A 24,333-nucleotide genomic window follows, 5' to 3' on the forward strand; every position below is an offset into this window, starting at 1 on the left:
TCGCGGCCGTGAGCCGGCTACCGCGACGGGGTCGGCCGCCCCACCGGCGTCCGTCGACGGCGGACGGGCTGACCATGCGGCACGTTTATGGATTGAACCGGCATACTCGATGTCATGTCTCGATCCGGTGACGCCTCGACGCGGGTGGCGGTGGTCACCGACGAGTCGGGCGTTCGCGACGCCGCGGTCGACGCGGTGGCGTCGGCCGGGTCGCTCTCGGCGGCGGTCCCGTCGAGCGAGGGGACGGCGGGGGTCCGCGAGGCCGTCGAATCGGGGGCGGACTGCCTGATCTGCGGGACGGGCGCGGGCGACTACGACGCGGTCCGCGAGGTCGACCGGACGACGCCGGTGGTCGTCCTCGACCCCGCGAGCGGGATCGACGCCGGAACGCTCGACCGGGTGCTCGACGACCCGGCGGCGGCGTACGTGGCCGGCGGCGACCACCTCGGGCGGCTGGTCCGCTCGCGGGTCCGCGAGTTCGTCGGGCACGGCCGGCTGGGCTGGCAGCTCGCGGACCGCTCCGACGACGCCGTCGTCGCGTTCGACCTGGCCACCTACGCCGTCCGCGAGGCCAACGACACCTTCTTCGAACACTGGGCGCTCTCGCCGGCCGACCTCGACTCGGCGACGCTGGCGGACCTCCGCGAGACCGACCTCACTCACGAGCACCGCGGCCGGGGCCGGGGCGAACCCGGCGAGGAAGATCTGGAGTGGGTCGACGGCGACGCCGCCGATCCGGTCGAGACGTTCGTCGAGGGGGCGCTGACCGGCGACTTCGAGCGCCGCGAGTGGCACTGCCGCGGGCCCGACGGCCCCTTCAAGAGCGAGGTGGAGGTCGTCGCCGACCGCTCGGCGGGGACCGGCTACCTCGTCGCGTCGGTGACCGACGGCGGCGGATCCGGGGCCGACGACGGCCGGACCGACCACGACGACGGCGCAATGTTGCGCTCGGTCATGGAGCACGTCCCGATGTCGGTGTACTTCGAGGACCGCCGGGGCCGCCACGTCCGCGTCAGCGAGGACCTCGTCGAGCCGTTCATCGAGGGGACCGACGGGAAGATCATGCACACCCCCGAGGACGTGCTCGGGAAGACGTACTTCGACCTCTACACCGTCGACATGGCCGAGCGGGCGGCCGCGGACAACGAGCGCATCATGGAGACGGGCGAGCCCCTGCGCGACCAGGAGAAACACGTCCAGCCGCCCCACGGCCGCGACCTGTGGTTCTCGACGAACAAGGCGCCGTGGTACGACGACGACGGCCGCCTGCAGGGGGTCGTCGGCATCACCGTCGACATCACCGACCGCAAGCGCCGCGAGCGCGAACTCGACCGGCAGAACGAACGCTTAGAGGAGTTCGCCGGCATCCTCAGCCACGACCTGCGCAACCCGCTGAACGTCGCGGAAGGGCGACTCGACCGCTACCGGCAGACCGGCGACGAGTCGGAACTCGACGCGGTCGCGGAGATGCACGACCGCATGGGGACCATCATCGACGACGTGCTCGACTACGCCCGCGAGGGCAGCCGCGTCGAGGAGACGGAGTGGTTCGACGGCGCCACCGTCGCCGCCCGCGCCTGGGGGAGCGTCGACACCGGCGTGGCGACGCTCGAACAGGACTGGGCCTACGCCGTCGAGGCCGACCCCGACCGGCTGGCCCGCCTGTTCGAGAACTGCTTCCGCAATGGGGTCGAACATGGCGGCTCCGACGTGACCGTCCGCGTCGGCACGCTCGACGAGGAGGCCGGCTTCTACGTCGAAGACGACGGCCCCGGTATCCCCGAGGACGTTCGCGGGGAGGTGTTCGACCGCGGCGTGACGACCGACGACGACGGCACGGGGTTCGGCCTGGCCATCGTCCGCGAGATCGCCGAGGCCCACGGCTGGGAGGTGGCCGCGACCGAGAGCGACGCGGGCGGCGCCCGCTTCGAGTTCGCGGGCGTCCCCCGCGGCGACGACCTGGACTAGCGCCGGCCGCGCCGCCGTCGACCGGCGGGCCGAGGGCCGTCAGGCCGAAGCGTAGCCGGACACGTCCTGTTCGTCGAGCGTGCGCTCGGCCTCGGCGACGGAGTCGGCGGTCTCGCCGCTGTATCCCACGTCCCGCGAGCGCCGTTCGAAGGCGTTGACGACGACCTGACTCGTCTCCTCGTCGGTGACGCGGACGACGCGGTCGACGCCCATCTCCTTCAGCTCGGCCTGGGCGCGCTTGATCGGCTCGGCCGCCTCCGGCGACGGCGGCGTGAACCCCGACAGGTCGTTGATGATATCGAACCCCTCGCGCAGGCGCTCGGCCGTCTCGACGGTCTCGTCGGCCGCGGTCTCCATCTCCTCGCGGTCCATCCGGCCGGTGAAGTTCAGGTACAGGCGGTTCGTCCGCGAGTCGGCCTCTATCTCGTACATATCAGAGTCGACGGTGCGATTCTCGATAGTAGGAATACCTTACTCGTTGGGCACGGGGGCGCCCGTTCGGATCCGCGGCAGAACCGCTCAGAGACGGTCTTCGAGGACGGCGCCGAACCCGGCGGCTCCGATACAGAACGCGAGAATCCCGCCGACGCCGGTGAGGACGAGGCCGCCGTTGAGCGCGGCGGCGACGACCAGCGGTTTCAGCCAGTCGTCGCCCTCGCGGTCGACGAGGCGCTCGGCGATCGCGAGGAAGGCGACCGTCGCGCCGACGGCCCAGACGAGGTACACGAGCAGGCCGAGTCCGAGCGCGAGGGGGATGCCGATGAACGTAAAAAAGAGGACGATGATCGCGAGCACGGCGAATATCAGGACGAGGAAGCCGTAGACGAACGAGCCGACGGGGTCGTCGACGACGGCGGCCATCCGGTCTTCGAGGAACGCGGGGGCGACGGCGACGAGGATGGCGCCGACGACCAGCGTCGTCAGGAAGGAACCGACGGCGCTCCCGACCACGTCGGTGACCGGGTTCAGATCGACGTCCACGTCCACCTGGAGCAACACGTCCGCGAACTCCGCCGGCACTGCGAGCATAGTCGGGAGAGACGCCGGCGAGTCGTAAGTACCCACCGGCGCGGGCGATTCTGCCGGGTCGTCCGGCGCGGCCGGGAGGCGAACGCGACGGCCCCCGCCCTACACCCCGTCGACGCAGATGTCGACGAAGTTCCGCAGGATACGGAGTCCGGTCTCGCCGGACTTCTCGGGGTGGAACTGCGTGCCGAAGACGTTGCCCCGGTCGTTCGCGACGATCGATGCGAAGTCGGTCCCGTAGTCGGTGGTGGCGACCACGGCCTCGGAGTCGTCGGGCTCGGCGTAGTAGGAGTGGACGAAGTAGGCGTGCTCGCCGTCGACGCCCTCGACGAGCGGGTGGTCGCGGGCGGCGTCGAGTTCGTTCCAGCCCATGTGGGGCACCTTCAGGTCGCCCCGGAAGCGGACGTTGCGGCCCGGGACCAGGTCCAGCCCCTCCACGTCGCCCTGGCCCTCGCGTTCGGCCTCCTCGCTGGTCGTGAGCAGCATCTGCATCCCGAGGCAGATGCCGAACAGGGGCGTCCCGGCCTCGGCCTGCTCGACCAGGGCGTCGCGGAAGGGGCCGGCGTTGTCCATGCCCTCGGAGAAGGCGCCGACGCCCGGGAGGACGACCCCGTCGGCGCCCGAGAAGTCGGCCGGGTCGTCGCTGAGTTCGACCGCGGCGCCCGCGCGTTCGAGCCCGCGCGTGACGCTGCGGAGGTTCCCCAGCCCGTAGTCGACCACGACGACCTCGGCCGCGGTCCCTCGCGTGTTCATACCCGTCGATACGGCGACCCCGGTCAAGTCGCTTTCCGTCCGCGCAAGCTTCGGCGGGACCGCGAACGCTACCGCTCCGGTCGAATCCCCACGCTCACTCGGGCCGGTGGTCGTCGACCGCGCGAACGACTCGGCGCTCGTGTCGGCGAGGGCGGTTCATACGGATTATTGCAAGTCATTCCGGGATCGACCGCACGACTGCGTGCGGTCGACCCGGGAAACGCTTGCAATAATCCGTATCAGTACTCGTCGTCCTCGTCGCGGACGGGGACGTAGATCTCCCGGTCGGCGACGGTCGTCGGGTCCCGGTCGGAGTCGTAGCGCTCGAAGACCGGGGCGTGGACGTCGTCGCCGCGGTCGTCGTCCCGGAGTTCCTCCTCGTGGATCTCGCGGACCATCTCCTCGACGGACTCGTGGTCCGGTTCGAGGACGGCGTAGGCCGCCTGCGGGATCTCGACGGCGGTCAGCTCCGGCGAGAGGTCGCTGGTGTCCGCGACCTCGCGGCCGGCGACGTAGGTGAACTCGCCGCTGTCCGCGTCCACGTCGAACATCACCGCGTAGCGGTCGGTGCCGACCGCCGCGTCGTCCAGGTCGTCGGCGTAGTCGTCGATCGAGTCCCACAGCGCGGCCTCGTCGACGTCGGTCCCCCGGTGGGCGACGCCCGCGACCGTGAAGTCGCCGTGTCGTTCCGTCTCGGGCTCGTCTGTGTCGAGAACCATAGCATCCCATCGTTGGGGCGATGCCGGCTTACGTGCCCGGAATCGGGAGACAACCCGGCGATCAGTCGACGTCCAGACCGGGACGACCCGCAACCTGCGCTTGCGAGTTCAGCCGTCCGAACGACACCGGATGCTCGGCCTCGCCGGCGCGCGATTCCGGTAATCCGGCCCTACGGCCGCGGCGGGTCGCCGTCGTAGCCGTCCACGTCCTGGTGAGACCACCTATTTCGCCGGGAGTTCCTCGCTCCGTTCGGCACCACTCGTCGAAAAACGTGGTCCTGCTGAGCGAAGCGAAGCAGGGCTCGGGAGAGCTTGCTCTCCCGGTGGCGAAAAAGCCGCGCCTCCCTCCGCTCGGCGCGGTGAACCGCTCGCTTCGCTCGCGGACGACCTCACGGCCGCGGCGGGTCGCCGTCGTAGCCGTCCACGTCCTGGTAGAAGTTCAGCAGCCCGAACTTGAGCTTCCCGGGGTCGACGTCGACCATCTCCCGGCGCTCCTCCGGCGGGAAGGTGCCCCGGACGGAGTAGTCGGACATCTCGACCTCCGAGCGCTCCGTGTAGCGTCTGTCGAGGAGGATCCGGGCGCCGAAGTCCTCCGGCGAGCGGACGACCCGGCCCAGGGCCTGGCGGGTCTTGCGGACGGTGGGGATCTCGACGGCGTAGCGCCAGCCCGCGCCCTCGTCGTCGTCCCGGTTCCCCGACCCCGAGCCGCCGCGACCGCCGGTCTCGTCCTCGTCGCCGAAGGCGGCGTCGTAGGCCTCCTGGACGGCGTCCATGCGGTCGTCGAGGTGGGGGTAGGGGACGCCGACGACGACCACGGTCCGGGCGTCGTCGCCGTCGAAGCTCACCCCCTCGGCGAGGGTGCCCCACAGCGAGGTGAACAGGACGGCGTCGTCGTCGTCGGTGAACGACTCCCGGAGGTCCTTCGCGCTCGTGCCCGGGCGGTCGAGGTACGTCGCGCCGCCCGTGTCGACCCGCTGGTGGTAGCGCTCGGCCTCGGCGTAACTCGGGAAGAAGGCCAGCGTGTTCCCGGGAGTGAACCGCGCGGCGTCCTCCAGAACGGTGGCGACCGTCGACTGGACCTCCATGTCGTCGCGCTTGCTGGCGAACAGGGCCGGTCCGTCGACGGCGTAGGTACGGCGGCGCTCCTCCGGGAACTGCGGCCCGTAGGCCAGCGTCTCCGGGTCGTCGAGCCCGAGCACGTCCTCGGTCACGTCGAACGGCCGCAGCGTCGCGCTCATCAGCACGCTGGCGTGCAGGTCGCCGAAGAGATCCGCCGTCACCTGACTCGGGATGCAGGTGTACAGCTCCGCGCGGCCGTAGATCTCGCCGGCCTCCAGCGGGCCGCCCTCCTCCGCCCGCCTGACGCTGACGACGGGGTACTGCCCCTCGGCGGCGGACTCGTCGAGCCAGTCCTCGACGAACGTCGCCGCCTGCAGGGTCTGACACTCCTGGCGCGTGGTCGTCTCGCCGTTCTTGTACGCCTCCTCGTAGGACTGGTCGAGTTCCCGCGCGAGTTCGAGCGTCCGGTCGAGCTCCTCGCGGAACCCCGGCCCGGAGTAGTTTTGCAGGAAGGCAAGCGTCAGGTCGTCGCGGGCGTCGTCGTTGTCGATCGACAGATCGTACCAGTTGTCCTCGACCTGTTCGCGCTCACCGAAGGAAAAGGCCTCCTGGTAGGCGTCGACCAGCGCCGTCCTGAAGGTGTCGAGGACGTTCAGTCCGGCCTCGGCGCGGGGGTCGTCGTTCCCCTCCAGTTCGTCGACGGCCTGGTCGAGGGTCGTCTCGGTGAGCGTGCGGCGGGCGTGGTCGCGGGCGGCGTCCTCGACGTTGTGGGCCTCGTCGAAGACGGCGATCACGTCCTCCGGATCGCGGCCCAGCCACCGGAAGAACTGCTCGCGGATCATCGGATCCAGGAGGTGGTGGTAGTTGCAGACCACGAGATCCACGCCGTCCATGCCCTCCTTGAGCAGTTCGTAGCCGCACATCCCCTCCCGTTCGGCGTAACCGTACACGTCCTCGGGAGTGCGCACGTCGTCGTAGAGCCAGCCGTAGAAGGCGTCGGTGTCGGCGGTCAGGTTCTCGTAGTAGTGCTCGCAGACGTTTCGCTCCTCCCGGATCTGTTCGATCTCCTCCTCGACGGACTCCAGCTCGTCCATCACGGCGCCGCGGGCGTCGACCGCCTCGGCGCTCCCGTCCTGGCTCTCCTCCAGCAGCGCGCGCTGCTGTTCTTCGAGCTCGGCTCTGTTCTCCTCGGCGTCGACGAGTTCCCGGGTCGTGTCGCGCAGGGCCTGACACTCCTCGTAGCCCACGTCGATGTGACACATCGAGGCCTTCCCCCGGAAGACGACCGCGCGGATCGGTTCCTGGTCGGTGATCGCGGCGGCCTCGCGGACGAACTGGCGCATCTGCTGGTGGACGTTCGTCGTGATGACCACGGTCTTCGACGTCTCGCGGGCGTACTCCAGTGCCGGCGCCAGCGCGGCGAGTGTCTTGCCCGTGCCCGTGGCGCCCTCGAACAGGACGTTCCGCGGCTCCGCGAGCGCGTCGTAGATGGTGCCCATCGCCTCCGTCTGGTGGTCGTAGGGCTCCTCGTACGGGAAAAAGCGTAGATAGTCCGGGTCTGACGCGCTCGCCACTGTGTGTCCGTGTTCGCGCGCCCGGGTAAAAGCCCTAGCCCCACCGCGGCGGAAGTGGTCCGGCGCGGTCGACCGGGGGGCGTCCCCGACCTCACACCTCGGGTTCGAGGTAGACGGTGCGGACGCTCGCGTTGACCGACTTCATCTCCTCCTCGATCTCGGTGATGGTCGCGTCGAGTTCGGTGCCGTCGAACCCGGGCGCGAACTCCACGTCCGTCGAGACGACGATGCGCTCGGGGCCGAAGTAGACGGTCCGGAAGTCGACGATGCGGTCGACCTCCTCGCGCCCCTCCACGACCGCGCGGAGCTTCTCCTCCTCGTCGGCCGGGAGGCTCTCGCCGAGGATGAGCCGCTTGTTCTCCCAGGCGAGCGCGACGGCGAACACCATCAGCATCCCCCCGATGACCAGTGCGCCGGCGGCGTCGAACAACGGCTCGTCGAACACTCGCGCGAGGGTGATCCCGAGGAGTGCGACGACCAGCCCCAGCAGCGCGATGGTGTCCTCGGTCAGCGCCGTGAGCGTCGTCACGTCGCTGGTCTTGCGGAACGCCTCCCGGATCCCGCCCCAGTCGTTCTCAGTCATCTGGCGCTGCATCTCGGCCCAGGCCTTCTTGAACGCCCAGGACTCGAAGACGATGGCCGCGAGCAGGACCGCGACGTTGACGTAGAACAGGTCGAACCCGAACGCGGGTTCGTAGCTGAACCCGAGGAACTCGATGGCCCCGCCGGCCTCGGTGCCCCCGTGCGTGAGGACGTGGTACCCGTGTTTCAGCGATTCCCAGCCCGCGATGCCGAAGAGGAACACGGAGACGAGAAAGGCGTAGAAAAACTGCGCCTTCCCGTAGCCGAATGGGTGTTGACGGTCGGCCTCGCGGCGGCCGAAGCGGAGGCCGATCAGCAGGAAGACCTGGTTGCCCGTGTCGGAGATCGAGTGGTACGTCTCCGAGAGCATCGACGGGCTCGCGGTCAACAGGAACCCGATGAACTTCAGAATCGCGATCGCACCGTTCGCGAACAACGCCGCGATCACGACGCCTCTGCTACCTGCCATTTCCTGTTGTGTCGACCGGACCGGGCAAAACGCTTGGGTTAGACTCGCGGCGTTTTTGTCCGTCGACGCCTGCCTTCCGGCCGTGATCACTGTCGTCTCGGACACCCACGGCACCGACGGACACCGACTCGAGGGGCGAACGCTGACGGCGGTCCGCGAGGCGGAACTGGTGGTCCACGCGGGCGATTTCACCACGGCGGCGGTGCTGGACGCGTTCGAGGCGGCGGCGGGCGCCGAGACGGAGGACGGCGGCGAGTTCGTCGCGGTGTCGGGGAACAACGACGACCCGGGGGTCCGCGAGCGACTGACGGCGGAGCGAACCGTCGAGCACGGCGGAGTCCGGATCGTCGTCGTCCACGGCCACGAGCACGACGACACGTCGCTGTCGCTTCTGGGACGGCAGGAGCGGGCGGACGTCGTCGTGGTCGGGCACTCCCACGAGCCGGGGCGGCGACGGGTAGGGGCGGTCACGGTCCTGAACCCGGGGAGTCACGCCGACCCGCGGTGGCACCGTCCGGGCCACGCGGAACTGGAGCCGACCGGGGAGGGACTGACCGGCCGGCTGGTGGCGCCCGACGGGGAGGTCTTCGACGAGTTCGACCTCGCCGCCACCGGGCGGGGGTGACAGCGGGCCGAAGCGGGTCGAAGCGGGGCAGGGCGGGGCGGCGTGCATCCGTCACTTCGCGGGGGACAGAAAAGTAGCCGGCGGAAACTCAAACGGACGTTTCACTGTCTGACGGGAGTCGCGGCGGGTCCGGTCGGCGGGGCGGAGCGGGCGCGGGGCGGCGGCTACGACCGGACGTACCAGACGGCGAAGGCGCCGACGAGCACGGCGGCGCCCCCGAGGAAGAAGAAGGCGCCCGGTCCCAGCCCCTCGACGACGCCCGTGGAGGCGACGGGAGCGCCGGCGGGGGTCGGGGTGTGGGCGGCGGCCGCGGCGCCCTCGCCGGTCGCGTCGGACCCGGCGCCCAGCGAGGGGAGGCCGCCGCCGGCGAGCGTGCCGACGACGAGGCTGACGACGGCGAGCAGGCCGACGGCGCCCAGCAACCGCGAGAGGGCGGTCCTGATGCTGGTCGACTCCTCCTGGTCGCCGGCGAAGATGACCAGCGGCTGGTCGGCCGGGGCGTACACGTCCATCTCGCGGCCCTTCTGGGAGTAGGCCGTGTCGACGACCTCGACGGCGCCGGCCTCCTCCAGGTTCTCCAGGTGGTACTGGGCGTTCTGCAGCGAGGTGTCGACCCGCTCGGCCAGCTCGGCCGGCGGCGCGGGGGACTCGTGGAGTTCGCCGAGGAGGCGGCGGGCGGTCTCCGAGGAGAGGGCAGAGAGGAGATCGTCGGCGTCGTCGCTCTCGACGCCGACGACCCGCGGCTCCGCGTCCTCGGCCGCGGCGGTGTCGGGTTTGGAGGGCAGCAGCGACATCTCACGTCTCGCTTTGCGCCCTTGCAGTATTAGTCTTATCACCTGACAGGCGCGTTAGGCCCCGTTCGCGGCGGTTCGACCGGCCGATCGGCGGTCGATCCCGCCCGTGACCCGGTCGCCCCGGCCGCGGCCCCGTCGTCCTGCGGGCGGGCTGTCGCCGTGCCGAAACCTCTTTGCCCGCCGCTCCGGTAGGCCGGCGTATGCAGATCGGTGACCTGGTCTCGTGGTTCTTCGAGGACCCCGTCCTCGTGTTCATCGTCGCCCTCCTCCTGACGTTCGTGTTCCTCGTCTACCTGTTCCTCCGCCGGACCGCCCAGGGGTTCAAAGAGGGGATGAACCGGGGCCGACAGTAGCGGCCGCCCCGCGCCGACCGCTCATACGGATTATTGCAAGCGTTTCCCGGGCCGACCGCACGACTGCGTGCGGTCGATCCCGGAATGACTTGCAATAATCCGTATCAGTCTACCGCCCGCTCGACGCCCGCGAGTGCCGCGTCGATGTCGGCGTCGTCCACGTCCCAGTGCGTGCAGAAGCGCACGCGGTAGTCGCCGAATGCGACGCAGCCGACCCCCTCCCGTTCGCAGGCGGCGACCACCTCGTCGGCGGGGTCGACCGTCTCCGCGACGACGATGTTCGTCTCGGGTTCCGGCGCGTCGACCCCCGGAAGGTCGTCCAGCCCCGCGGCCAGCCGGCGGGCCCGCTCGTGGTCCGCGGCGAGGCGGTCGCGGTTCTCCAGCGCCCGCAGGCCGGGCGCAGCGAGGATGCCCGCCTGGCGCATCCCGCCGCCCATGAGCTTGCGGGTCCGGCGGGCCCGCTCGACGAACCCCTCGGAGCCCGCGAGCACCGAGCCGACGGGCGCGCCCAGCCCCTTCGAGAGGCAGACCATCGCCGAGTCGACCTCGCGGGTGAACCGCTCGGCCGGCGCGTCCAGCGCCGCGGCGGCGTTGAACAGCCGAGCTCCATCGAGGTGGACCGGCACCTCGCGTTCGCGGGCGACCGCCGCCGCGGCGTCGATGGCCTCGGGGGCGATGGCGGTGCCGCCCTTGCTATTGTGCGTGTTCTCCAGGGCGAGCAGGCCGGTCCCGGCGCGGTGGCCGTCCGCCGCGACGTGCGCCTCGCGGACCCGTTCGGGGGCGACCACGCCGCGGTCGTCGCCGTCGACGGGGCGGGGCTGGACGCCGGAGTGCTGGGCGACGCCGCCGAGTTCCCACTTGTAGACGTGGCTCTCGCGTTCGACGATCGCCTCCTGGCCGCGCTCGGTGTGGGTCCGGACGGCGACCTGGTTGCCCATCGTCCCCGAGGGGACCAGCAGGGCGTCTTCGAAGCCCAGCACGTCCGCGACGCGGGCCTCCAGTTCGTTGACCGTCGGGTCCTCGCCGTACACGTCGTCGCCGACCTCGGCGTCGCGGGCGGCCTCGCGCATCGCGTCGTCCGGCTTCGTGACGGTGTCGCTACGCAGGTCGATCACGGTCCCGGATTCGCGCTCGACGGAGAAATAGGTGGCTCGTCGGGACGGGTTCGGCCGGCCGCCCCGCGGCGGCCGTCAGTGCCGGGCGACCAGTTCCTCGGGCGTCAGTTCGTGGCCGTTGTAGTCGACGTAGAAGGCCGCCTCCCCGCCGGTCCGCGCGAAGTCGGTCACGTCGCCGGTGACGGCGTAGGTGTCGCCCCACCCGGGGTCGCCGGTGAACCCGTCGACCGTCGCGGTCCCGTCCCCGTTGTCGGTCACCGCGTCGTTGTCGCCGGCCGAGCGCTTCCGCCCGGCGTTGGTGACCTTCCGGACGACCCCGTCGACGGTGAACTCGTAGGAGACCTCACCCGCCTCCGTGGCGACGACCGAGAGGAGGTCCGTCGCGGGGGCCGCGTCCTCGCGGATCCGCCACTCGGCCTCGCGGAGGACGTAGTCGCCGCCGCCGTCCGTCTGGGTGAAGTCGGTGATCTCGCCCCCGACGGCGTACACGTCGCTCTCGCCCGGGTTGCCCGTGAACCCCGAGACGGAGGTGGTCCCGTCCCCGTTGTCGGTGATGTCGTCGTTCCCGCCGGGCGAGGCGCCGCGGCCGCCGCCCAGATCCACGCCGCTGACGGGGCCGTCGACGGTGAAATCGTAGGAGATCGCCCCCTCGGTCGCGCCCATCACCTCGACGAGGCGCTCCTGGGGCGTGGCCTTCCCGAGGAGGTGTTTGTCCGCGGCGGGGTTTCGGATGTAGTGGTCGACGTAGTTGACGTCGTAGAAGATCCGGATGGCCTCGACGACCTTCCCCTCGTGTTCGCCCGTGCCGCGGTACACGTCCGGGACGAACGTCCCTCCGGGGTCGTCGAGGTGGACCTTCTCCTGGCTCGTCCCGTCCACGAAGTCGAGGTCGACCTGCGACATGAGCTTCCCCGGGGACCCGTCCATGTCGAGGAACTCGTTGGGCCGGACGGTCACCCGGGAGTCGGTGAACGTGACCGCGCGGTCGGCGGGGTCGCAGTCCGCGGCGTCGTTCTCGGCGCGGACGACGCCGTCGTCGGTCCGGAAGCTGACGGCCTCGACGACCCGGCCGGGCGACCCGAACGACTGGGTCCGGCCCCGCCCGACCTCGTTGATCTCGACGAAGCTGCCGTCCCGGTAGGTCACCCGGGCGGCGTTCGTGTCCCCCCAGTCCTGGACGTGGACCAGCGAGCAGTCGACGGTGAACGACGGGTCGGCAGCCGCGTCCGATCCGGCGGCCGCCCCGGTCGCGACGGCCGAGAGCGCCCCCAGGGCGCTCGACGCGAGAAAGGTTCGCCTCGTATTCCGCAGTGGTCGGTCCGTCATGGCACGCTCTCCCCGTAGGGTGAGTTCCCTATTTCGTTATGCCCCCCGCAACCCCCGGTAAGCGCGGGCTATCGACACCTCCCGGCGGTGGCGCTCCCGAACCCGCGTCCATGCCCGTCGGGTGTGTTATTCGGTACCTCGTCACAAATTAACATTTCAGTGCCCCGCTCGATGTCCGACCGTGACGACGCTACCCGACCACTACGAGACCGTCCGTGCGCGAACCGACTACGCACCCGTCGGCGGGGCCCTCGGTCCGGTACCGGCCGCCGAGCGGCGGCGGTTCGTCGCCGTCGACGAGGAGGGCGTCCTCGCGGGAACCGACGAGACCGTCGAGCCCGACCGGGGCGGGACGCTCATCGCGAGCGGCGTCGGGATGACCGGCCCGCCCCACCTGGGGACGGTCGGCCAGTTCCTGACGGCCGTCGCGCTCCAGGGGGCGGGGCTCGACGTGCAGTTCGTCCTCGCAGACCTGGAGCCCTATCACGCCGGGGCGCCCCTCGACCGCGTGCGACGGCTGGCCGAGCGGTACCGGGAGTTCGCCCTCGACCTGGGGTTCGACCCCGACCGCGGCCGGCTCCGCACCCAGAGCGAGGCCCGCGACGTGATGCACACCGCGCAGTTGCTGGCGCCCTACTACGACCCGGAGGCGTGGGGCCACGGAGAGGATAGCGGCGACGAACCGGGAGACGACGCCGACGACGACTCGCCGGACGGCGATCCCCCGCCGACCGAGTGGGAACGGGCGGTGCGCGAGGCCTACGAGAGCGCCGAGGGCGACCGCGGGCCGGGGACCGCCGCGGTCGCCCGCTCGGGGCCGACCTCGGAGGCGGCCGACGCCCACAGCGCCGTCCTCCACGGCGTCGACTTCCTCCACCCGCTGTACGCCGGCGAGTACGAGCGGCTGGTCCTCCAGTTCGGGGTCGACGAGCACCACCTCACCGGGATGGCGCGGCGGTTCCGCGACGCCGCGCCCGTCGACGGCGGCGTGGCGGGGCTGTACACCCGGATGCTCCCCGGCTTCGGCGGCGCGCCGAAGATGGCCAAGTCGATCCCGGGGTCGGGCGTCTCGCTCGCGATGGGCTCCGACGAGATCCGCGAGCGGATCGCGAGTGACTCGGGCGGCGACCCCGACCGTTCCCCCGTGTTTCAGGCGATGTGTCTCGCCTCGCGGTACGGCGCCGAGCGGCTGGACCGGCTGGAATCGGCCTGTGAGGCCGGCGGCGAGGCGTGGAGGGCGGCGCGAGCGGAGTACGCCGAGTTCGCCGTCGAACTGGCCGAGCGCTGGCGGGCGACCGGCGACTGAGCGGTCAGGCCCCGACGAGCGCGTAGAGGGCCGCCGAGTTGACGACGACGCTCGCGAGCGCGTACGACAGGTACGCCAGCGCGGGCGCCAGCAGCGAGCGCGTCCCGACGTACGCGTACGCCGCCACCCCGACGAGGGCGACGCGTGCGGCCGGCGTCAGGAGTTCGAGCGGGCCGTCGATCCCGCGCCCGACCGAGAGGGCGGCGAGCGCGACGGCCAGCGCGACCGGCAGGAGCGCCGCGGCGCGGGCGCGCCGGTCGTCGACCCGCCGGTCGGCGTAGACGGCGACGGCCAGTCCGAGGACGAACAGCGCCGCGACCGCCGCTCGCTCGGGCGTGACGTGCAGCCACGGCCCCGACCGGACGGCGGCCGGCGCGGAGACGAACCGGGGCGTCGCGAAGTACGCGCTCGCCAGCGCGGTCGCGGCGGCCGCCCGTTCGCGGCCGAGCACCCGCCCGAACGCGCCCTGGACGAGACCCTGGTACAGCAGCGCCATCCCGGAGACGAACACCGCGACGGAGACCAGCGTCCGGTCGGCCAGGTTCGCGGGGGCGTTCGCGAGCGCGGCCGAGAGGTGGTCGACTCCGACCCCGTAGGTGAGCGCGGCCGGCACGAGCGGGACCGCTGCGAGGACCGCGGCGCCGACCGCCGCCGCGCCGAGGAGGCTCCCGGCCTCGCGGTCGGGGACCGACAGCGGCAGCGACACGTCCCGCGCGGCGGCGAACCAGGCGGCGACGCCGCCCACGCCGCCCAGTACGAGCGACCCCTGGGCGGCCGCACGGACCAGGTGGCGGTCGATACCGGTCGACGCGGCGACGACGTCTCTGACCGGGCGAACGGCGGCGTCGGTCAGGTTCACGTACGCCGCGAGCGCGACCAGCGCCGCGACGACGACGGCCAGTTCGACGGCGACCGCCCGCCGACCGACGGCCCGGAGAGCCCGCGCGGAGGGTGTGCGACCGTGGCTCATGACAGGTACGTGGAACGCAGTAGACAATAAAACGTATCCCTGCCGCCGGACGACGAAATCGGTTTGGCGCGGGCGCTCGACGACTCCGGTATGGACGCACGCGTTCGCGAGCACGCCGAGATCGTCTGTGACCACTCCGTCGACCTCCAGGCCGGCGACGAGGTCGTCATCGACGCCCACCCCGAGGCCGAGGACCTGGTGACCGCACTGCACGAGGTGATCGCCGACCGGGGCGCTCACCCGCTGGTCATCCAGGACCGCACGGGCAAGCGCTTCCGGCGGGCGTTCCTGCGCAACCACGACGGCGACTTCGAGTTACCCGACCACCAGATGGCGCTGTACGAGGAGATGGACGTGTACATCGTCATCCGCGGCAGCGACAACGTCACCCAGACCGGCGACGTGGATCCGGAGGTCTCGACCGCCTACGAGTCGGCCGTCCAGCCGCTGCTGGCCGAGCGCCTGTCGAAGCGGTGGTGTCTCACCCAGTACCCCGCGCCCGCCAACGCCCAGCTCGCCCAGACGAGCACGGAGGGCTTCGAGAACTTCGTCTGGGACGCCATCCTCCGCGACTGGGACGAACAGCGGGCGTTCCAGGCACAGATGGTCTCGATCCTGGACGACGCCGAGGAGGTGCGGATCGTCTCGGGCGACTCGACGGACGTGACGATGAGCGTCGCCGGCAACCCCACCCTCAACGACTACGGCGAGCACAACCTCCCCGGCGGCGAGGTGTTCACCGCGCCCGTCCCCGACTCCGTCGAGGGCGAGGTCTACTTCGACAAGCCGCTCTACCACCAGGGCCGCGAGGTGACCGACGTGTACTGCAGGTTCGAGGGCGGCGAGGTCGTCGAGCACTCCGCCGGCAAGAACGAGGCGGTCCTGACGAACGTGCTGGAGACCGACGAGGGGTCGAACCGCCTCGGCGAACTGGGCATCGGGATGAACCGCGCCATCGACGAGTTCACGTACAACATGCTGTTCGACGAGAAGATGGGCGACACCGTCCACATGGCGGTCGGGCGCGCCTACGACGACACCGTCGGCGAGGGCAACGAGCAGAACGACTCCGCGGTCCACGTCGACATGATCGTCGACATGAGCGAGGAGTCGTTCATCGAGGTCGACGGCGAGGTCGTCCAGCGGAACGGCACCTTCCGGTTCGAAGAGGGGTTCGAGGGGTAGCGCGGTTCGAGCAGCGGAGCCACCAGTAGCACACGGCGACGGAACCGGACCGTTCAGGCGTCCGCGGCGTCGGGTTCCCCGCCCGATTCGAGCAGCGGGAGGTCGACTTCGAGCGCGTCGTACCGCACGGTCGGTCGTTTCGACTGGCCGTCCGTCTCGAAGCCGATCAGGCCCAGTTCTTCCAGCTCCGTCAGATTACGGTGGACCTGCCGAACGTCGCGCTCGACGAGACGGGCCGTCTCGCGGATCCCGGACGGTTCCTCGCGGGCGATCGTTCGGAGCAACTCGAGGTTCTTCGGTCGCGTCACGCGGTGGAGCTGGTCGGCGTCGTGGAACGTGACCTCGAAGTACGGGTCGGGTTGCTCGCCGTCGTCGATCGCACGGAGCGTCTCCTCGATGCGGTCGCTGTCGCTCCGCTCGAAGCGGATGTGCAGGACGCGGTCTGACGCCGGGTCAGTGCCAGTCGTGGCCATGGTCGTTCACCTCCGATCGAAACTTCTCTACGGAACGGGCGGGCCGAACTCGGAGATGCGTTCCGCCGGAACGAATCCGGCGCTCACTCCACGAGCGCGTCGAAGACGGCCCGTTCGACCTTCTGGAGGTGTTCGCCGGCGGTGGCGGGCGAGCAGCCGACGGCCTCGGCCACGTCCTCGTGGGTCGCCTCGCGGGGCGCCTCGTAGTAGCCGACGGCGACCGCCGCCTCCAGGACCTCCCGCTGGCGGCTCGTCAGCGCGTCGAGCAGGCGGCCGCTCTCGGGGTGGTACTCGCCGGTCTTCTCGACGGTGACCTCGTAGCCCTCGGGTTCGGGGAACTGCATGGCGCGGGCGAACGCCGCCTCGGTGCCGATCAGCGTCACCCGCTGGTCGCCCCGGTCCGTGAGCTCGATCGGCATATCGCGGACGAGTTCGAGCTCGCGGTCGCGTTCGAGCATGTACTCGACGAGGTCGTTCGTCTCGACGCGGGAGTAGCCCCACCCGCGGCCCGCCTCGCCCGCGGCGACGGTGAACTCCCGGACCTCGGGGGTGTCGGCCATGATCGTCCGGTAGCGGTCGACGTCGCCGGACATCTCGGTCAGTAGCGTCACCGTCCCGTCCCCCAGGTCGTCCATCCGGTGGATCGCCTCGCCGGTCACGTCCGGGTCGCGAGCGATCCGCTCGCCGACGGGGTGAAACCCCTGTCCCTCCGTCGGGCTCACCAGCAGCGTCACGTACCGCATGGGCGGCGCTACGGCCCGCTCGCCAAAGGGTCGTCGGTTATCGGGACAGTGACCGCTCCGGGTCGGGCGGTCGACATTACACGCCGGCGGTGTCCCGGCGCTGTCGGCTTCTGATGAGCAGGAACGAGAAACTCAGACACACGAGCACGAACAGCGCCACGCCAGCGACCCAGTACCCGAACAGGTCGGCGGCGGCGAGGTAGTTCGGTGGGACGAGCAGGGCGATGAGCAGGTACTGTCGGCGTTCGACACCGCGGAGCCGGGCCTGGAGGGCGTCGTCCATACCGCGACAGTGTGGCTCCGCCCCGTCAAAATTCCACCGGCCGTCGCGGTGCGGCTCGCCGCGGCCCCGACGTACTTTGTGACTCGCTCTCGAAATCGGCGTATGGAGGAACTCACCGAGGGCGTCTACGCGTTCACGGAGACGGTCGAGACAGACGAGGGCGAGCGGGCGTTCCACCCGGCGGCCGTCGAGACCGATCGGGGCCTGCTGCTGGTCGACGCGGGCCTCCCGGGCCAGGCCGAAGCGCTCGGCGCGGAGATCGAGGCGGCCGGCTTCGGGTGGGCCGACGTGTGGGCGGTGTTGATAACCCACCAGGACGGCGACCACGCGGGCGCGCTCGCGAGCGTCCGGGAGGAGACCGACGCGGTCGTGTTCGCTCACGAGGCCTGCGCCCCCTACGTCGACGGCCGCGAGGAGCCGATCAAGGGCGATGGCGAGCGCTATCCGCCGGTCCCGGTGGACGTGGAACTCGTCGACGAGGAACGGTTCCGGACGAGGGCGGGGCCGATGGAGGTGGTCTACACGCCGGGTCACGCGCCGGGCCACGTCTCGCTGTACCTGCCCGACGAGCGGCTGTTGCTGGCCGCGGACGCGCTGACGGCCGCCGACGGACAGCTGCAGGGCCCCAGCGAGCACTTCACCCTGGACATGGCCGAGGCCGGGCAGTCGGTCGCGCGGCTGGCGAGCCTGGCGGTCGACGGCGTCCTCTGTTACCACGGCGGGTTCGCCGCGGCCGACGGCGACCGCATCGCCGCGATCGGTCGGTCGATCGAGGAGTGACTCGCGGCCGAGCGCGACCCTGCTGAGACCGGCCCGGACGCTGATCCCCGCCCACTCGCGCCCCGCGAACGGAAAAACCGCGGCAGTTTTTGCGACGCCCGCCCCCGTCGTTCGTCCGTCTGACGCGCGTCTGACACCCGTTTTTCAATCCGTGAGAATCGTTCCGACAGGTATATAGGTGGTTGCTACATGTTGTCATGCATGGCGCCGGATATGGTCGCTGAAGCCGAGGTGGAAACGAACGCCGAAGTCATGGCCTCCGTCGAGGAGGGCCCCACCGAGACGCTCGTAATCGCCGACATCAGCTGCGACGACGCCTATCTCACAGCGCCGCTCGCCGACGCCGCCACCCTCCCGGAGTGGCGGTGACGGCCGCTCCGGCCTGACTCGTCCCCGTTCGCCCGGCGCCGAGTCCGTACGGCCCGGTCGCCTCGTACCGCCCGATTCTCACGATCCGTGACTGCGGTCGCTCGTTCGAACGCCCGGCCGGAGTCGCCCGCCCGTCCCCGGACTGTGTCGACAGTGTCGATAGTGTCCACGACCGCGTCCGGAGAAAACAAGCGTTATACGCCGGCGAGGGGATCGAACCCGCATGAAGGTACTCGTCACGGACCCGATCGCGGACGCGGGTCTGGACCGGTTGCGCGAGGCGGGCCACGAGGTCGAGACAGCCTACGACGTGGAGGGCGACGCACTGCTGGACGCCGTCGCGGACGCCGACGCGATGGTCGTCCGCTCGGGGACGGAGGTCACCGCCGAGGTGTTCGCCGCCGCGCCGGATCTGCAGATCGTCGGCCGCGCCGGCATCGGCGTCGACAACATCGACATCGAGGCTGCCACCGACCACGGCGTCATCGTCGCCAACGCCCCGCAGGGCAACGTCCGCGCCGCCGCCGAACACTCCGTCGCGATGGCCTTCGCCACCGCCCGCTCGATCCCCCAGGCGCACAACCGCCTCCGGGACGGCGAGTGGGCCAAGGGAGAGTTCCTCGGCACCGAACTCAACGAGAAGACGCTCGGCATCGTCGGCTTCGGCCGCGTCGGCCAGGAGGTCGGCAAGCGCCTCGACGCGCTGGGCATGGATCTGGTCACCTACGACCCCTACATCAGCCAGGAGCGCGCCGACCGCTTCGGCGCCGACCTGGTCGACTCCCTGGAGGAGTGCCTGGAGCGGGCCGACTTCATCACCGTCCACACGCCGCTGACCGACGAGACCGAGAACATGATCGGCGAAGAGGAGCTCGCCCAGCTGGAGGGCGGCTACGTCGTCAACTGCGCCCGCGGCGGCATCGTCGACGAGCCCGCGCTCGCCGAGGCCGTCGAGGACGGCCTCCTCAAGGGCGCCGCCGTCGACGTGTTCGCCGACGAACCGATCAGCCCGGACAACCCCCTGCTCGACGTCGAGGACGTGGTCGTCACGCCCCACCTCGGCGCCTCCACGGAGGCCGCCCAGGAGTCGGTCGCCACCTCCACCGCCGACCAGATCGTCGCCGCGTTCAACGGCGAGCCCGTCCTCAACGCGCTGAACGCCCCCTCGATGGACGAGAGCGCGTTCCCCGCCGTCGAGCCGTACCTCGAACTCGCCGACACCGCCGGCACCATCGCCGTCCAGCTGTTCGGCGGCCACGTCTCCGACGTGGAGGTCACCTACGCCGGCGACATCGCCGAGCACGACACCGACATCGTGACGGCGACGGCCCTCAAGGGCGTCTTCGAGGACGTCGTCGAGACGCAGGTCAACGCGGTCAACGCCGAGCGCATCGCAGAGGAGCGGGGCATCGACGTGACCGAGTCCAAGACCAGCTCCGCCGAGGACTTCCAGAGCCTCGTCACCGTCACCGTCTCCGACGGCGAGGAGTCGGTCAGCGTCTCCGGGACGCAGTTCGCCGGCGACGACGCCCGCATCGTCCGCATCGACGGCTACCGCGTCGACGCCGTCCCCCACGGCCACATGCTCGTCGCCCGCAACGAGGACGTGCCCGGCGTCATCGGCTTCATCGGCACCGTGCTGGGCGAGGCCGACGTGAACATCGCCGGGATGTTCAACGGCCGCGAGACCATCGGCGGCGAGGCGCTCACCGTCTACAACCTCGACGACCCCGTCCCCGACGACACCGTCGCGCGGCTGCTCGACGACGAGCGCGTCATCGACATCACGCAGATATCGCTGAACGGACAGTAGCCCGGTATCAGCCGCTCGGCGACAGTTTTCGTAGTCTCGAAAACGGATTTCCTCCCCACGCGACGGCCGCGACTATCGCAGCAGCGAGCGGAGCCGGGCGAGCGCGCCCGTCGAGCGGTCGCGCTCGGTTCGGTCGTTCCCCCCGGTCCGCTCGCGCTCGGTCCGGTCGGGTTCGCGGTCGGCTGCGACGTCGAACTCGTCGGCGACGAGTGGTTCGTCGCGGCGGGCGTCGCGTCCCTGGAGGACGCGTTCGTAGCGGTCGACGATGTGCTGGAGGTCCGCCTCCTTCGATTCGAGGCGGCGTTCGAGGGTCGTGACCCTGGCCTCCAACAAGGCGATCTTCGCCAGGTAGAACGTCTCGGCCGTGTGGTCTACCGTGAGGGCGGTCCGTCCGGTCGATCCGTCGTCGGTTCGGCCGGTCGGTCCGGTGTGGGCCGGATCGACGGCACCGGCGTCGGTCGTCGAGTGGCCGCACGACTCGCCCGCCGACTGGCGGTCGGTGCATGGGTGGAGTTCCCCCTGTTCTGGTGGGTCGGCGTTCGCGGCCATGCCTCCGAACCGAGGTGTCGCTCGCGGATAAAGACGAGGCAGACGGAGACCCGACACGCGTCTGACGATCCGTTCGATCCGGTCGCTGTCCTGCGGTTTCTGCTTGTATTCGTTCCGGATCGGTCGGGTCGTTCGCTAACGTATCGACCGCACTCGACAGCAGGCGCTGAACGCCCTCGGTGCGCTCGCTAGCAGAAATCGCAACCGTGATCGACAGCAGGCGATGAAAGCCCTCGGCGCGCTCGCGGTCGCTGAGCGGGATATCCGCGCTCTCCGCACCGCCCGCGCGGATAGTGCCCGCTCAGACGACTAAACTGCACGCGAGCGCACCTCGCCCTTTCAGTCCACCAGGACCGCAACCGCACCGCACAGCGCCGCAGACGGCCACGAGCCTCCCCAGCCGATTCGCTCACTCGCTCCGCTCGCTCGCTCATCCCTCGCGCGGCTACGGTCGCGCGCACGAGAGCGCGCTCCAGCGCGCGCCGGTTCGGTGGAGTGTTCGGCCGACACACTCGGATCTGCCGACCGCCGATCCGGTGGGGTTTTCCCGGGGCTACACGTTCGTTGGGCCATGACAGAGCCGATCACCGCGCGCGTCGACGACCCGGAGGCGAAACGGGAGTCGGGCCGCCGGAAGATGGAGTGGGCGCGCCAGCACATGCCGATCTGCGAGTCGCTGCGCGAGGACTTCGAGGCCGACCAGCCCTTCGCCGACGAGGTCGTCGGGATGGCGATGCACGTCGAGGCCAAGACCGCGATCCTCGCCGAACTGCTCGCCGTCGGCGGAGCCGAAGTCGCGATCACCGGCTGTAACCCCCTCTCAACCCACGACGACGTGAGCGTCGCGCTCGACGCGGTCGACGGCGTGACCTCCTACGCCGAGCGCGGCGTCGACGACGACGAGTACTACGCCGCCATCGAGGCGGTCATCGAACACGAGCCGACCATCACCGTCGACGACGGGATGGACCTCGTGGCGGCGATCCACGAGGACTACCCCGAACTCATCGACTCCATCGTCGGCGGTTGCGAGGAGACGACGACGGGGGTCCACCGCCTGCGCGCGATGGACGACGACGGCGAACTCGCCTACCCGATGTTCGCGGTCAACGACACGCCGATGAAGCGGCTGTTCGACAACGTCCACGGCACCGGCGAGTCGTCGCTGGCCTCCATCGCGATGACCACGAACCTCTCGTGGGCCGGCAAGACCGTCGTCGTCGCGGGCTACGGCCACTGCGGGAAGGGCGTCGCCAAGAAGGCCAGCGGGCAGAACGCCGACGTGGTCGTCACCGAGGTCGAGCCCCGCCGCGCGCTGGAGGCACACATGGAAGGCTACGACGTGATGCCGATGGACGAGGCCGCCGCCGAGGGCGACGTGTTCATCACGACCACCGGCAACCGCGACGTGATCGTCTCCGAGCACTTCGAGGCGATGCAGGACGGGGTCCTGCTCGCGAACGCCGGCCACTTCGACGTGGAGATCGACCTCGACGCCCTCTCGGAGCTGGCGGTCGACGAGTACGAGGCCCGCGACGGCGTGCGGGCCTACGAACTGGCGGACGGCCGCCGGCTGAACGTGCTGGCGGAGGGGCGGCTCGTCAACCTCGCGACGCCGGTGGCGCTGGGCCACCCCGTCGAGGTGATGGACCAGAGCTTCGGCGTCCAGGCCGTCTGCGTGCGCGAACTGGTCGAGTCGGGCGACGACTACGAGCCCGGCGTCCACGACGTGCCCGACCGGCTCGACCGGGAGGTCGCGGAGGTCAAACTCGACGCGGAGGGCGTCGCGTTCGACTCGCTGACGGAGACCCAGGAGGAGTACATGGGCTCCTGGCAACACGGGACCTAGAACGGTCGAAGAATTTCGGGCCGCGACCGGTCGAGCGGAGCGGCTACTCCTCGCCGGCGCCGGTGAGACAGAAGACGAGCGAGCCGTCGTCGAGACCGGCGACGCGGGTCTGTGCCGTGAAGGTGTCGCCGCCGTCGGTCTCGCAGACGGTGCCGCCGGTCCACTGCCAGTCGTCGCGGACGGTCTCCAGCGCCGTGGATTCGAGCCGCTCGACCTCCTCGTCGGGGAAACACTCCCGCCAGGGGCGGCCGACCAGGTCGTCCGGGTCGGCGCCGAACCGGCTGGCGAACACGCGGTTGACGAAGGAGAACGCGCCGTCGGGATCGACGACGGCGACGGCGTCGCCGGTGGCCTCGATGGCGGTGAGGCTCCGCTCGGCGGTCCGCATCGTGCGGTGGTGGTGGACCAGCCGCCGGATCCGCCCGGCGAGGATCGACATGGTGGTCGCGGGGCTGTTCTTCCGGAGGAACTCGGTCCACGTGGAGTCGGGGACCTCCTCGGCGATGGCGGCCCGCTCGGACCCGGTGAAGAGGACGAACGGGAGCGTCGGCGCTCGCGCGCGCACGTCCGACAGGAACTCGAGCCCGTTGGTCCCGGGCATCTCGTAGTCGCTGACGACGCAGTCGACGGCGTCGACGTGGGCGAGCGCCTCGGCGGGGGCGGTCTCGGTCCGCACCGACAGGTCGTCGTGGTCCGAGAGGTGGGCCGCGATCAGGTCGAGGTAGTCGGGGTCGTCGTCGACGCAGAGCACCTTGATGGGCTCGTCACTGCTCGCCGGTGCGTTCGCCGTCTCCGCTGCGATGTCGTCCATCACGGCTGTCACAGGTGTCGGCCCGCCGCCGCCCCGCGCGGCGCGCCGATCGTCCGTTCGGCCCGGTCGGTCGTCCGTCCGATCCGGTCGGTCGCTGTACCGCCCGCGGCCCCCGGGCCCCTCATTGCTCGATGGATTCGGTCACGTCCGACTGGATCCAGGCGTGCTCGTTCTCCGGGTCGGCGATCATCGCCAGGCGCGTGTCGCCCACGTCGTACTCCTCGTAGGTCTCGCGGATCGCGCTCTCCGCGTCCTCCGTCGAACCCGTCGAGGACATCTCAGACCCCTCCCTCGCCGTCGACGGTGACCGTCCCGTCGCCGTCGACGACGACCCTGTGGCCGTCGTACTCGAACTCCACGGTCGCCGCCGCGCCGCTCTCGTAGAGCGCGTCCAGCGCGTCCGTGTCCACGACCTCGTACAGCGGCGGTTCCATCCGGAGCGGGTCCGTCCCGGTCTCGTCGGCTATCGCCTCGATAACGTCGATGCTGATCTGCCCGCTGGGCTCTCGTACTGCCATACCGTCCATTCTACCTTCCGGTAGGACGACAGCTGGTATCGGGCTGTCCGCTACGTGCATACCGCGACCGCCGGGACGGGGGCAATATGTATAGCGTCGCTCGCGGGCGAGGGGGCGTCGAACGCCGACGGGGCGGTCGCGTATCCGGTATCGCGGGCTTACCGTCCGGGGATCGCAGGGTAGCGTCCGGCACAGCGGAACGGATGTCCGGTCGCGGGTCACCGAGAGAGGCGGTCGCCGGTATCGAGTCACCGCCGCGGGAGGTCCGCCAGCCCCGGGTCCGGTCCGAGACGTGTCGGTCAGCGGAAACCAACCGTTAAT

At 70.6% G+C, this 24,333-nt stretch carries 26 protein-coding genes; 9 read left to right on the plus strand and 17 right to left on the minus strand.

Features of this window, described 5'->3' with window-relative positions; genetic code table 11:
• The first annotated feature begins 114 nt into the window (after nucleotides 1–114).
• Nucleotides 115–1,968 carry a sensor histidine kinase gene (locus tag ACMGFI_RS06325; protein ID WP_436908227.1) on the plus strand — a complete coding sequence of 618 codons (1,854 nt, stop codon included), beginning with the start codon at nucleotides 115–117 and terminating at the stop codon, nucleotides 1,966–1,968.
• A gap of 39 nt (nucleotides 1,969–2,007) precedes the next feature.
• Here the strand turns inward: ACMGFI_RS06325 and ACMGFI_RS06330 are convergent, their stop codons facing one another.
• The 6 genes from ACMGFI_RS06330 to ACMGFI_RS06355 form a co-directional block, all read right to left on the minus strand.
• Nucleotides 2,008–2,400 carry a hypothetical protein gene (locus tag ACMGFI_RS06330; RefSeq protein WP_436908229.1) on the minus strand — a complete coding sequence of 131 codons (393 nt, stop codon included), beginning with the start codon at nucleotides 2,398–2,400 and terminating at the stop codon, nucleotides 2,008–2,010.
• A gap of 87 nt (nucleotides 2,401–2,487) precedes the next feature.
• Nucleotides 2,488–2,997: a DUF8173 domain-containing protein gene (locus ACMGFI_RS06335; RefSeq protein ID WP_436908231.1), complete on the minus strand. Its 510-nt coding sequence runs from the start codon at nucleotides 2,995–2,997 to the stop codon at nucleotides 2,488–2,490.
• Between the two features lie 99 nt (nucleotides 2,998–3,096).
• Entirely contained in the window at nucleotides 3,097–3,747 is a 651-nt protein-coding gene (gene hisH / locus ACMGFI_RS06340) for an imidazole glycerol phosphate synthase subunit HisH (protein ID WP_436908233.1), read from the minus strand.
• A gap of 239 nt (nucleotides 3,748–3,986) precedes the next feature.
• Nucleotides 3,987–4,466, minus strand: a complete 480-nt coding sequence (locus ACMGFI_RS06345) for a GyrI-like domain-containing protein (RefSeq protein WP_436908234.1) — start codon at nucleotides 4,464–4,466, stop codon at nucleotides 3,987–3,989.
• Between the two features lie 389 nt (nucleotides 4,467–4,855).
• Nucleotides 4,856–7,099, minus strand: coding sequence for an ATP-dependent DNA helicase (locus ACMGFI_RS06350; RefSeq protein WP_436908236.1), 2,244 nt, complete (start codon nucleotides 7,097–7,099; stop codon nucleotides 4,856–4,858).
• A gap of 91 nt (nucleotides 7,100–7,190) precedes the next feature.
• Entirely contained in the window at nucleotides 7,191–8,150 is a 960-nt protein-coding gene (locus ACMGFI_RS06355; RefSeq protein ID WP_436908238.1) for a cation diffusion facilitator family transporter, read from the minus strand.
• 82 nt (nucleotides 8,151–8,232) lie between these two features.
• Here ACMGFI_RS06355 and ACMGFI_RS06360 point away from each other — a divergent pair, with 82 nt between their 5' ends.
• On the plus strand, nucleotides 8,233–8,775 hold the full coding sequence (locus ACMGFI_RS06360) for a metallophosphoesterase (RefSeq protein WP_436908239.1): 543 nt from the start codon (nucleotides 8,233–8,235) through the stop codon (nucleotides 8,773–8,775).
• A 164-nt stretch (nucleotides 8,776–8,939) separates the two neighbouring features.
• On the opposite strand, the gene ACMGFI_RS06365 is transcribed toward ACMGFI_RS06360, so the two are convergent.
• Nucleotides 8,940–9,569, minus strand: coding sequence for an ArsR/SmtB family transcription factor (locus ACMGFI_RS06365; RefSeq protein ID WP_436908240.1), 630 nt, complete (start codon nucleotides 9,567–9,569; stop codon nucleotides 8,940–8,942).
• A gap of 200 nt (nucleotides 9,570–9,769) precedes the next feature.
• On the opposite strand from ACMGFI_RS06365, the gene ACMGFI_RS06370 reads away from it, so the two are divergent.
• The gene (locus ACMGFI_RS06370; RefSeq protein ID WP_436908242.1) at nucleotides 9,770–9,922 is read left to right on the plus strand and encodes a DUF7859 family protein; all 153 of its coding nucleotides are present in this window, start codon (nucleotides 9,770–9,772) and stop codon (nucleotides 9,920–9,922) included.
• A 104-nt stretch (nucleotides 9,923–10,026) separates the two neighbouring features.
• Here the strand turns inward: ACMGFI_RS06370 and ACMGFI_RS06375 are convergent, their stop codons facing one another.
• Together ACMGFI_RS06375 and ACMGFI_RS06380 are read right to left on the minus strand one after the other, a co-directional pair.
• Nucleotides 10,027–11,037: a threonine aldolase family protein gene (locus ACMGFI_RS06375; RefSeq protein WP_436908244.1), complete on the minus strand. Its 1,011-nt coding sequence runs from the start codon at nucleotides 11,035–11,037 to the stop codon at nucleotides 10,027–10,029.
• Between the two features lie 75 nt (nucleotides 11,038–11,112).
• Nucleotides 11,113–12,363 (minus strand): hypothetical protein, encoded by a 1,251-nt coding sequence (locus ACMGFI_RS06380; RefSeq protein ID WP_436908246.1) that lies wholly within the window; start codon nucleotides 12,361–12,363, stop codon nucleotides 11,113–11,115.
• Between the two features lie 181 nt (nucleotides 12,364–12,544).
• Here ACMGFI_RS06380 and ACMGFI_RS06385 point away from each other — a divergent pair, with 181 nt between their 5' ends.
• Nucleotides 12,545–13,669, plus strand: coding sequence for a nucleotidyl transferase family protein (locus ACMGFI_RS06385; protein WP_436908247.1), 1,125 nt, complete (start codon nucleotides 12,545–12,547; stop codon nucleotides 13,667–13,669).
• 4 nt (nucleotides 13,670–13,673) lie between these two features.
• Here the strand turns inward: ACMGFI_RS06385 and ACMGFI_RS06390 are convergent, their stop codons facing one another.
• Nucleotides 13,674–14,639 carry a hypothetical protein gene (locus tag ACMGFI_RS06390; RefSeq protein WP_436908248.1) on the minus strand — a complete coding sequence of 322 codons (966 nt, stop codon included), beginning with the start codon at nucleotides 14,637–14,639 and terminating at the stop codon, nucleotides 13,674–13,676.
• A 90-nt stretch (nucleotides 14,640–14,729) separates the two neighbouring features.
• Here ACMGFI_RS06390 and ACMGFI_RS06395 point away from each other — a divergent pair, with 90 nt between their 5' ends.
• Complete coding sequence (locus ACMGFI_RS06395) at nucleotides 14,730–15,824, plus strand: aminopeptidase (protein WP_436908251.1); 1,095 nt, start codon at nucleotides 14,730–14,732, stop codon at nucleotides 15,822–15,824.
• A 53-nt stretch (nucleotides 15,825–15,877) separates the two neighbouring features.
• On the opposite strand, the gene ACMGFI_RS06400 is transcribed toward ACMGFI_RS06395, so the two are convergent.
• From ACMGFI_RS06400 to ACMGFI_RS06410, 3 genes are all read right to left on the minus strand, one after another.
• The gene (locus ACMGFI_RS06400; protein ID WP_436908253.1) at nucleotides 15,878–16,297 is read right to left on the minus strand and encodes an HVO_A0114 family putative DNA-binding protein; all 420 of its coding nucleotides are present in this window, start codon (nucleotides 16,295–16,297) and stop codon (nucleotides 15,878–15,880) included.
• An 83-nt stretch (nucleotides 16,298–16,380) separates the two neighbouring features.
• Complete coding sequence (locus ACMGFI_RS06405; RefSeq protein WP_436908255.1) at nucleotides 16,381–17,040, minus strand: helix-turn-helix domain-containing protein; 660 nt, start codon at nucleotides 17,038–17,040, stop codon at nucleotides 16,381–16,383.
• 76 nt (nucleotides 17,041–17,116) lie between these two features.
• Nucleotides 17,117–17,323, minus strand: a complete 207-nt coding sequence (locus tag ACMGFI_RS06410) for a hypothetical protein (protein WP_436908257.1) — start codon at nucleotides 17,321–17,323, stop codon at nucleotides 17,117–17,119.
• Nucleotides 17,324–17,425: 102 nt separating this feature from the next.
• Between ACMGFI_RS06410 and ACMGFI_RS06415 the strand changes: the two genes are divergently transcribed.
• The 3 genes from ACMGFI_RS06415 (at nucleotide 17,426) to serA (ending at nucleotide 20,285) form a co-directional block, all read left to right on the plus strand.
• On the plus strand, nucleotides 17,426–18,103 hold the full coding sequence (locus tag ACMGFI_RS06415) for an MBL fold metallo-hydrolase (protein WP_436908259.1): 678 nt from the start codon (nucleotides 17,426–17,428) through the stop codon (nucleotides 18,101–18,103).
• A gap of 201 nt (nucleotides 18,104–18,304) precedes the next feature.
• Nucleotides 18,305–18,472 (plus strand): DUF7556 family protein, encoded by a 168-nt coding sequence (locus ACMGFI_RS06420; RefSeq protein ID WP_167837472.1) that lies wholly within the window; start codon nucleotides 18,305–18,307, stop codon nucleotides 18,470–18,472.
• 223 nt (nucleotides 18,473–18,695) lie between these two features.
• Nucleotides 18,696–20,285: a phosphoglycerate dehydrogenase gene (serA, locus tag ACMGFI_RS06425; RefSeq protein ID WP_436908262.1), complete on the plus strand. Its 1,590-nt coding sequence runs from the start codon at nucleotides 18,696–18,698 to the stop codon at nucleotides 20,283–20,285.
• A 72-nt stretch (nucleotides 20,286–20,357) separates the two neighbouring features.
• Here serA and ACMGFI_RS06430 read toward each other — a convergent pair whose 3' ends face one another.
• Complete coding sequence (locus ACMGFI_RS06430; protein ID WP_436908263.1) at nucleotides 20,358–20,834, minus strand: hypothetical protein; 477 nt, start codon at nucleotides 20,832–20,834, stop codon at nucleotides 20,358–20,360.
• Nucleotides 20,835–21,405: 571 nt separating this feature from the next.
• Here ACMGFI_RS06430 and ACMGFI_RS06435 point away from each other — a divergent pair.
• The gene (locus ACMGFI_RS06435) at nucleotides 21,406–22,683 is read left to right on the plus strand and encodes an adenosylhomocysteinase (protein WP_436908265.1); all 1,278 of its coding nucleotides are present in this window, start codon (nucleotides 21,406–21,408) and stop codon (nucleotides 22,681–22,683) included.
• Nucleotides 22,684–22,726: 43 nt separating this feature from the next.
• Here ACMGFI_RS06435 and ACMGFI_RS06440 read toward each other — a convergent pair whose 3' ends face one another.
• From ACMGFI_RS06440 to ACMGFI_RS06450, 3 genes are all read right to left on the minus strand, one after another.
• Nucleotides 22,727–23,494 (minus strand): response regulator, encoded by a 768-nt coding sequence (locus ACMGFI_RS06440; RefSeq protein WP_436908266.1) that lies wholly within the window; start codon nucleotides 23,492–23,494, stop codon nucleotides 22,727–22,729.
• Between the two features lie 121 nt (nucleotides 23,495–23,615).
• Nucleotides 23,616–23,771: a hypothetical protein gene (locus ACMGFI_RS06445; RefSeq protein ID WP_436908268.1), complete on the minus strand. Its 156-nt coding sequence runs from the start codon at nucleotides 23,769–23,771 to the stop codon at nucleotides 23,616–23,618.
• A 1-nt stretch (nucleotide 23,772) separates the two neighbouring features.
• Nucleotides 23,773–24,012 carry a HalOD1 output domain-containing protein gene (locus tag ACMGFI_RS06450; RefSeq protein ID WP_436908270.1) on the minus strand — a complete coding sequence of 80 codons (240 nt, stop codon included), beginning with the start codon at nucleotides 24,010–24,012 and terminating at the stop codon, nucleotides 23,773–23,775.
• Between the last annotated feature and the right edge of the window lie 321 nt (nucleotides 24,013–24,333).

Origin of the sequence: Halosimplex marinum (assembly GCF_051414075.1) — an archaeon.
Taxonomy (GTDB): domain Archaea; phylum Halobacteriota; class Halobacteria; order Halobacteriales; family Haloarculaceae; genus Halosimplex; species Halosimplex marinum.

Coding starts and splice junctions, on each gene's coding strand:
- ACMGFI_RS06400 (WP_436908253.1), bottom strand. CDS start 16,297: ATGGCCACGACTGGCACTGACCCGGCGTCAGACCGCGTCCTGCACATC.
- ACMGFI_RS06330 (WP_436908229.1), bottom strand. CDS start 2,400: ATGTACGAGATAGAGGCCGACTCGCGGACGAACCGCCTGTACCTGAAC.
- ACMGFI_RS06430 (WP_436908263.1), bottom strand. CDS start 20,834: ATGGCCGCGAACGCCGACCCACCAGAACAGGGGGAACTCCACCCATGC.
- ACMGFI_RS06420 (WP_167837472.1), top strand. CDS start 18,305: ATGGCGCCGGATATGGTCGCTGAAGCCGAGGTGGAAACGAACGCCGAA.
- ACMGFI_RS06345 (WP_436908234.1), bottom strand. CDS start 4,466: ATGGTTCTCGACACAGACGAGCCCGAGACGGAACGACACGGCGACTTC.
- ACMGFI_RS06415 (WP_436908259.1), top strand. CDS start 17,426: ATGGAGGAACTCACCGAGGGCGTCTACGCGTTCACGGAGACGGTCGAG.
- ACMGFI_RS06390 (WP_436908248.1), bottom strand. CDS start 14,639: ATGAGCCACGGTCGCACACCCTCCGCGCGGGCTCTCCGGGCCGTCGGT.
- hisH (WP_436908233.1), bottom strand. CDS start 3,747: ATGAACACGCGAGGGACCGCGGCCGAGGTCGTCGTGGTCGACTACGGG.
- ACMGFI_RS06410 (WP_436908257.1), bottom strand. CDS start 17,323: ATGGACGACGCCCTCCAGGCCCGGCTCCGCGGTGTCGAACGCCGACAG.
- ACMGFI_RS06355 (WP_436908238.1), bottom strand. CDS start 8,150: ATGGCAGGTAGCAGAGGCGTCGTGATCGCGGCGTTGTTCGCGAACGGT.
- ACMGFI_RS06440 (WP_436908266.1), bottom strand. CDS start 23,494: ATGGACGACATCGCAGCGGAGACGGCGAACGCACCGGCGAGCAGTGAC.
- ACMGFI_RS06365 (WP_436908240.1), bottom strand. CDS start 9,569: ATGTCGCTGCTGCCCTCCAAACCCGACACCGCCGCGGCCGAGGACGCG.
- ACMGFI_RS06405 (WP_436908255.1), bottom strand. CDS start 17,040: ATGCGGTACGTGACGCTGCTGGTGAGCCCGACGGAGGGACAGGGGTTT.
- ACMGFI_RS06370 (WP_436908242.1), top strand. CDS start 9,770: ATGCAGATCGGTGACCTGGTCTCGTGGTTCTTCGAGGACCCCGTCCTC.
- ACMGFI_RS06335 (WP_436908231.1), bottom strand. CDS start 2,997: ATGCTCGCAGTGCCGGCGGAGTTCGCGGACGTGTTGCTCCAGGTGGAC.
- serA (WP_436908262.1), top strand. CDS start 18,696: ATGAAGGTACTCGTCACGGACCCGATCGCGGACGCGGGTCTGGACCGG.
- ACMGFI_RS06450 (WP_436908270.1), bottom strand. CDS start 24,012: ATGGCAGTACGAGAGCCCAGCGGGCAGATCAGCATCGACGTTATCGAG.
- ACMGFI_RS06325 (WP_436908227.1), top strand. CDS start 115: ATGTCTCGATCCGGTGACGCCTCGACGCGGGTGGCGGTGGTCACCGAC.
- ACMGFI_RS06380 (WP_436908246.1), bottom strand. CDS start 12,363: ATGACGGACCGACCACTGCGGAATACGAGGCGAACCTTTCTCGCGTCG.
- ACMGFI_RS06395 (WP_436908251.1), top strand. CDS start 14,730: ATGGACGCACGCGTTCGCGAGCACGCCGAGATCGTCTGTGACCACTCC.
- ACMGFI_RS06435 (WP_436908265.1), top strand. CDS start 21,406: ATGACAGAGCCGATCACCGCGCGCGTCGACGACCCGGAGGCGAAACGG.
- ACMGFI_RS06445 (WP_436908268.1), bottom strand. CDS start 23,771: ATGTCCTCGACGGGTTCGACGGAGGACGCGGAGAGCGCGATCCGCGAG.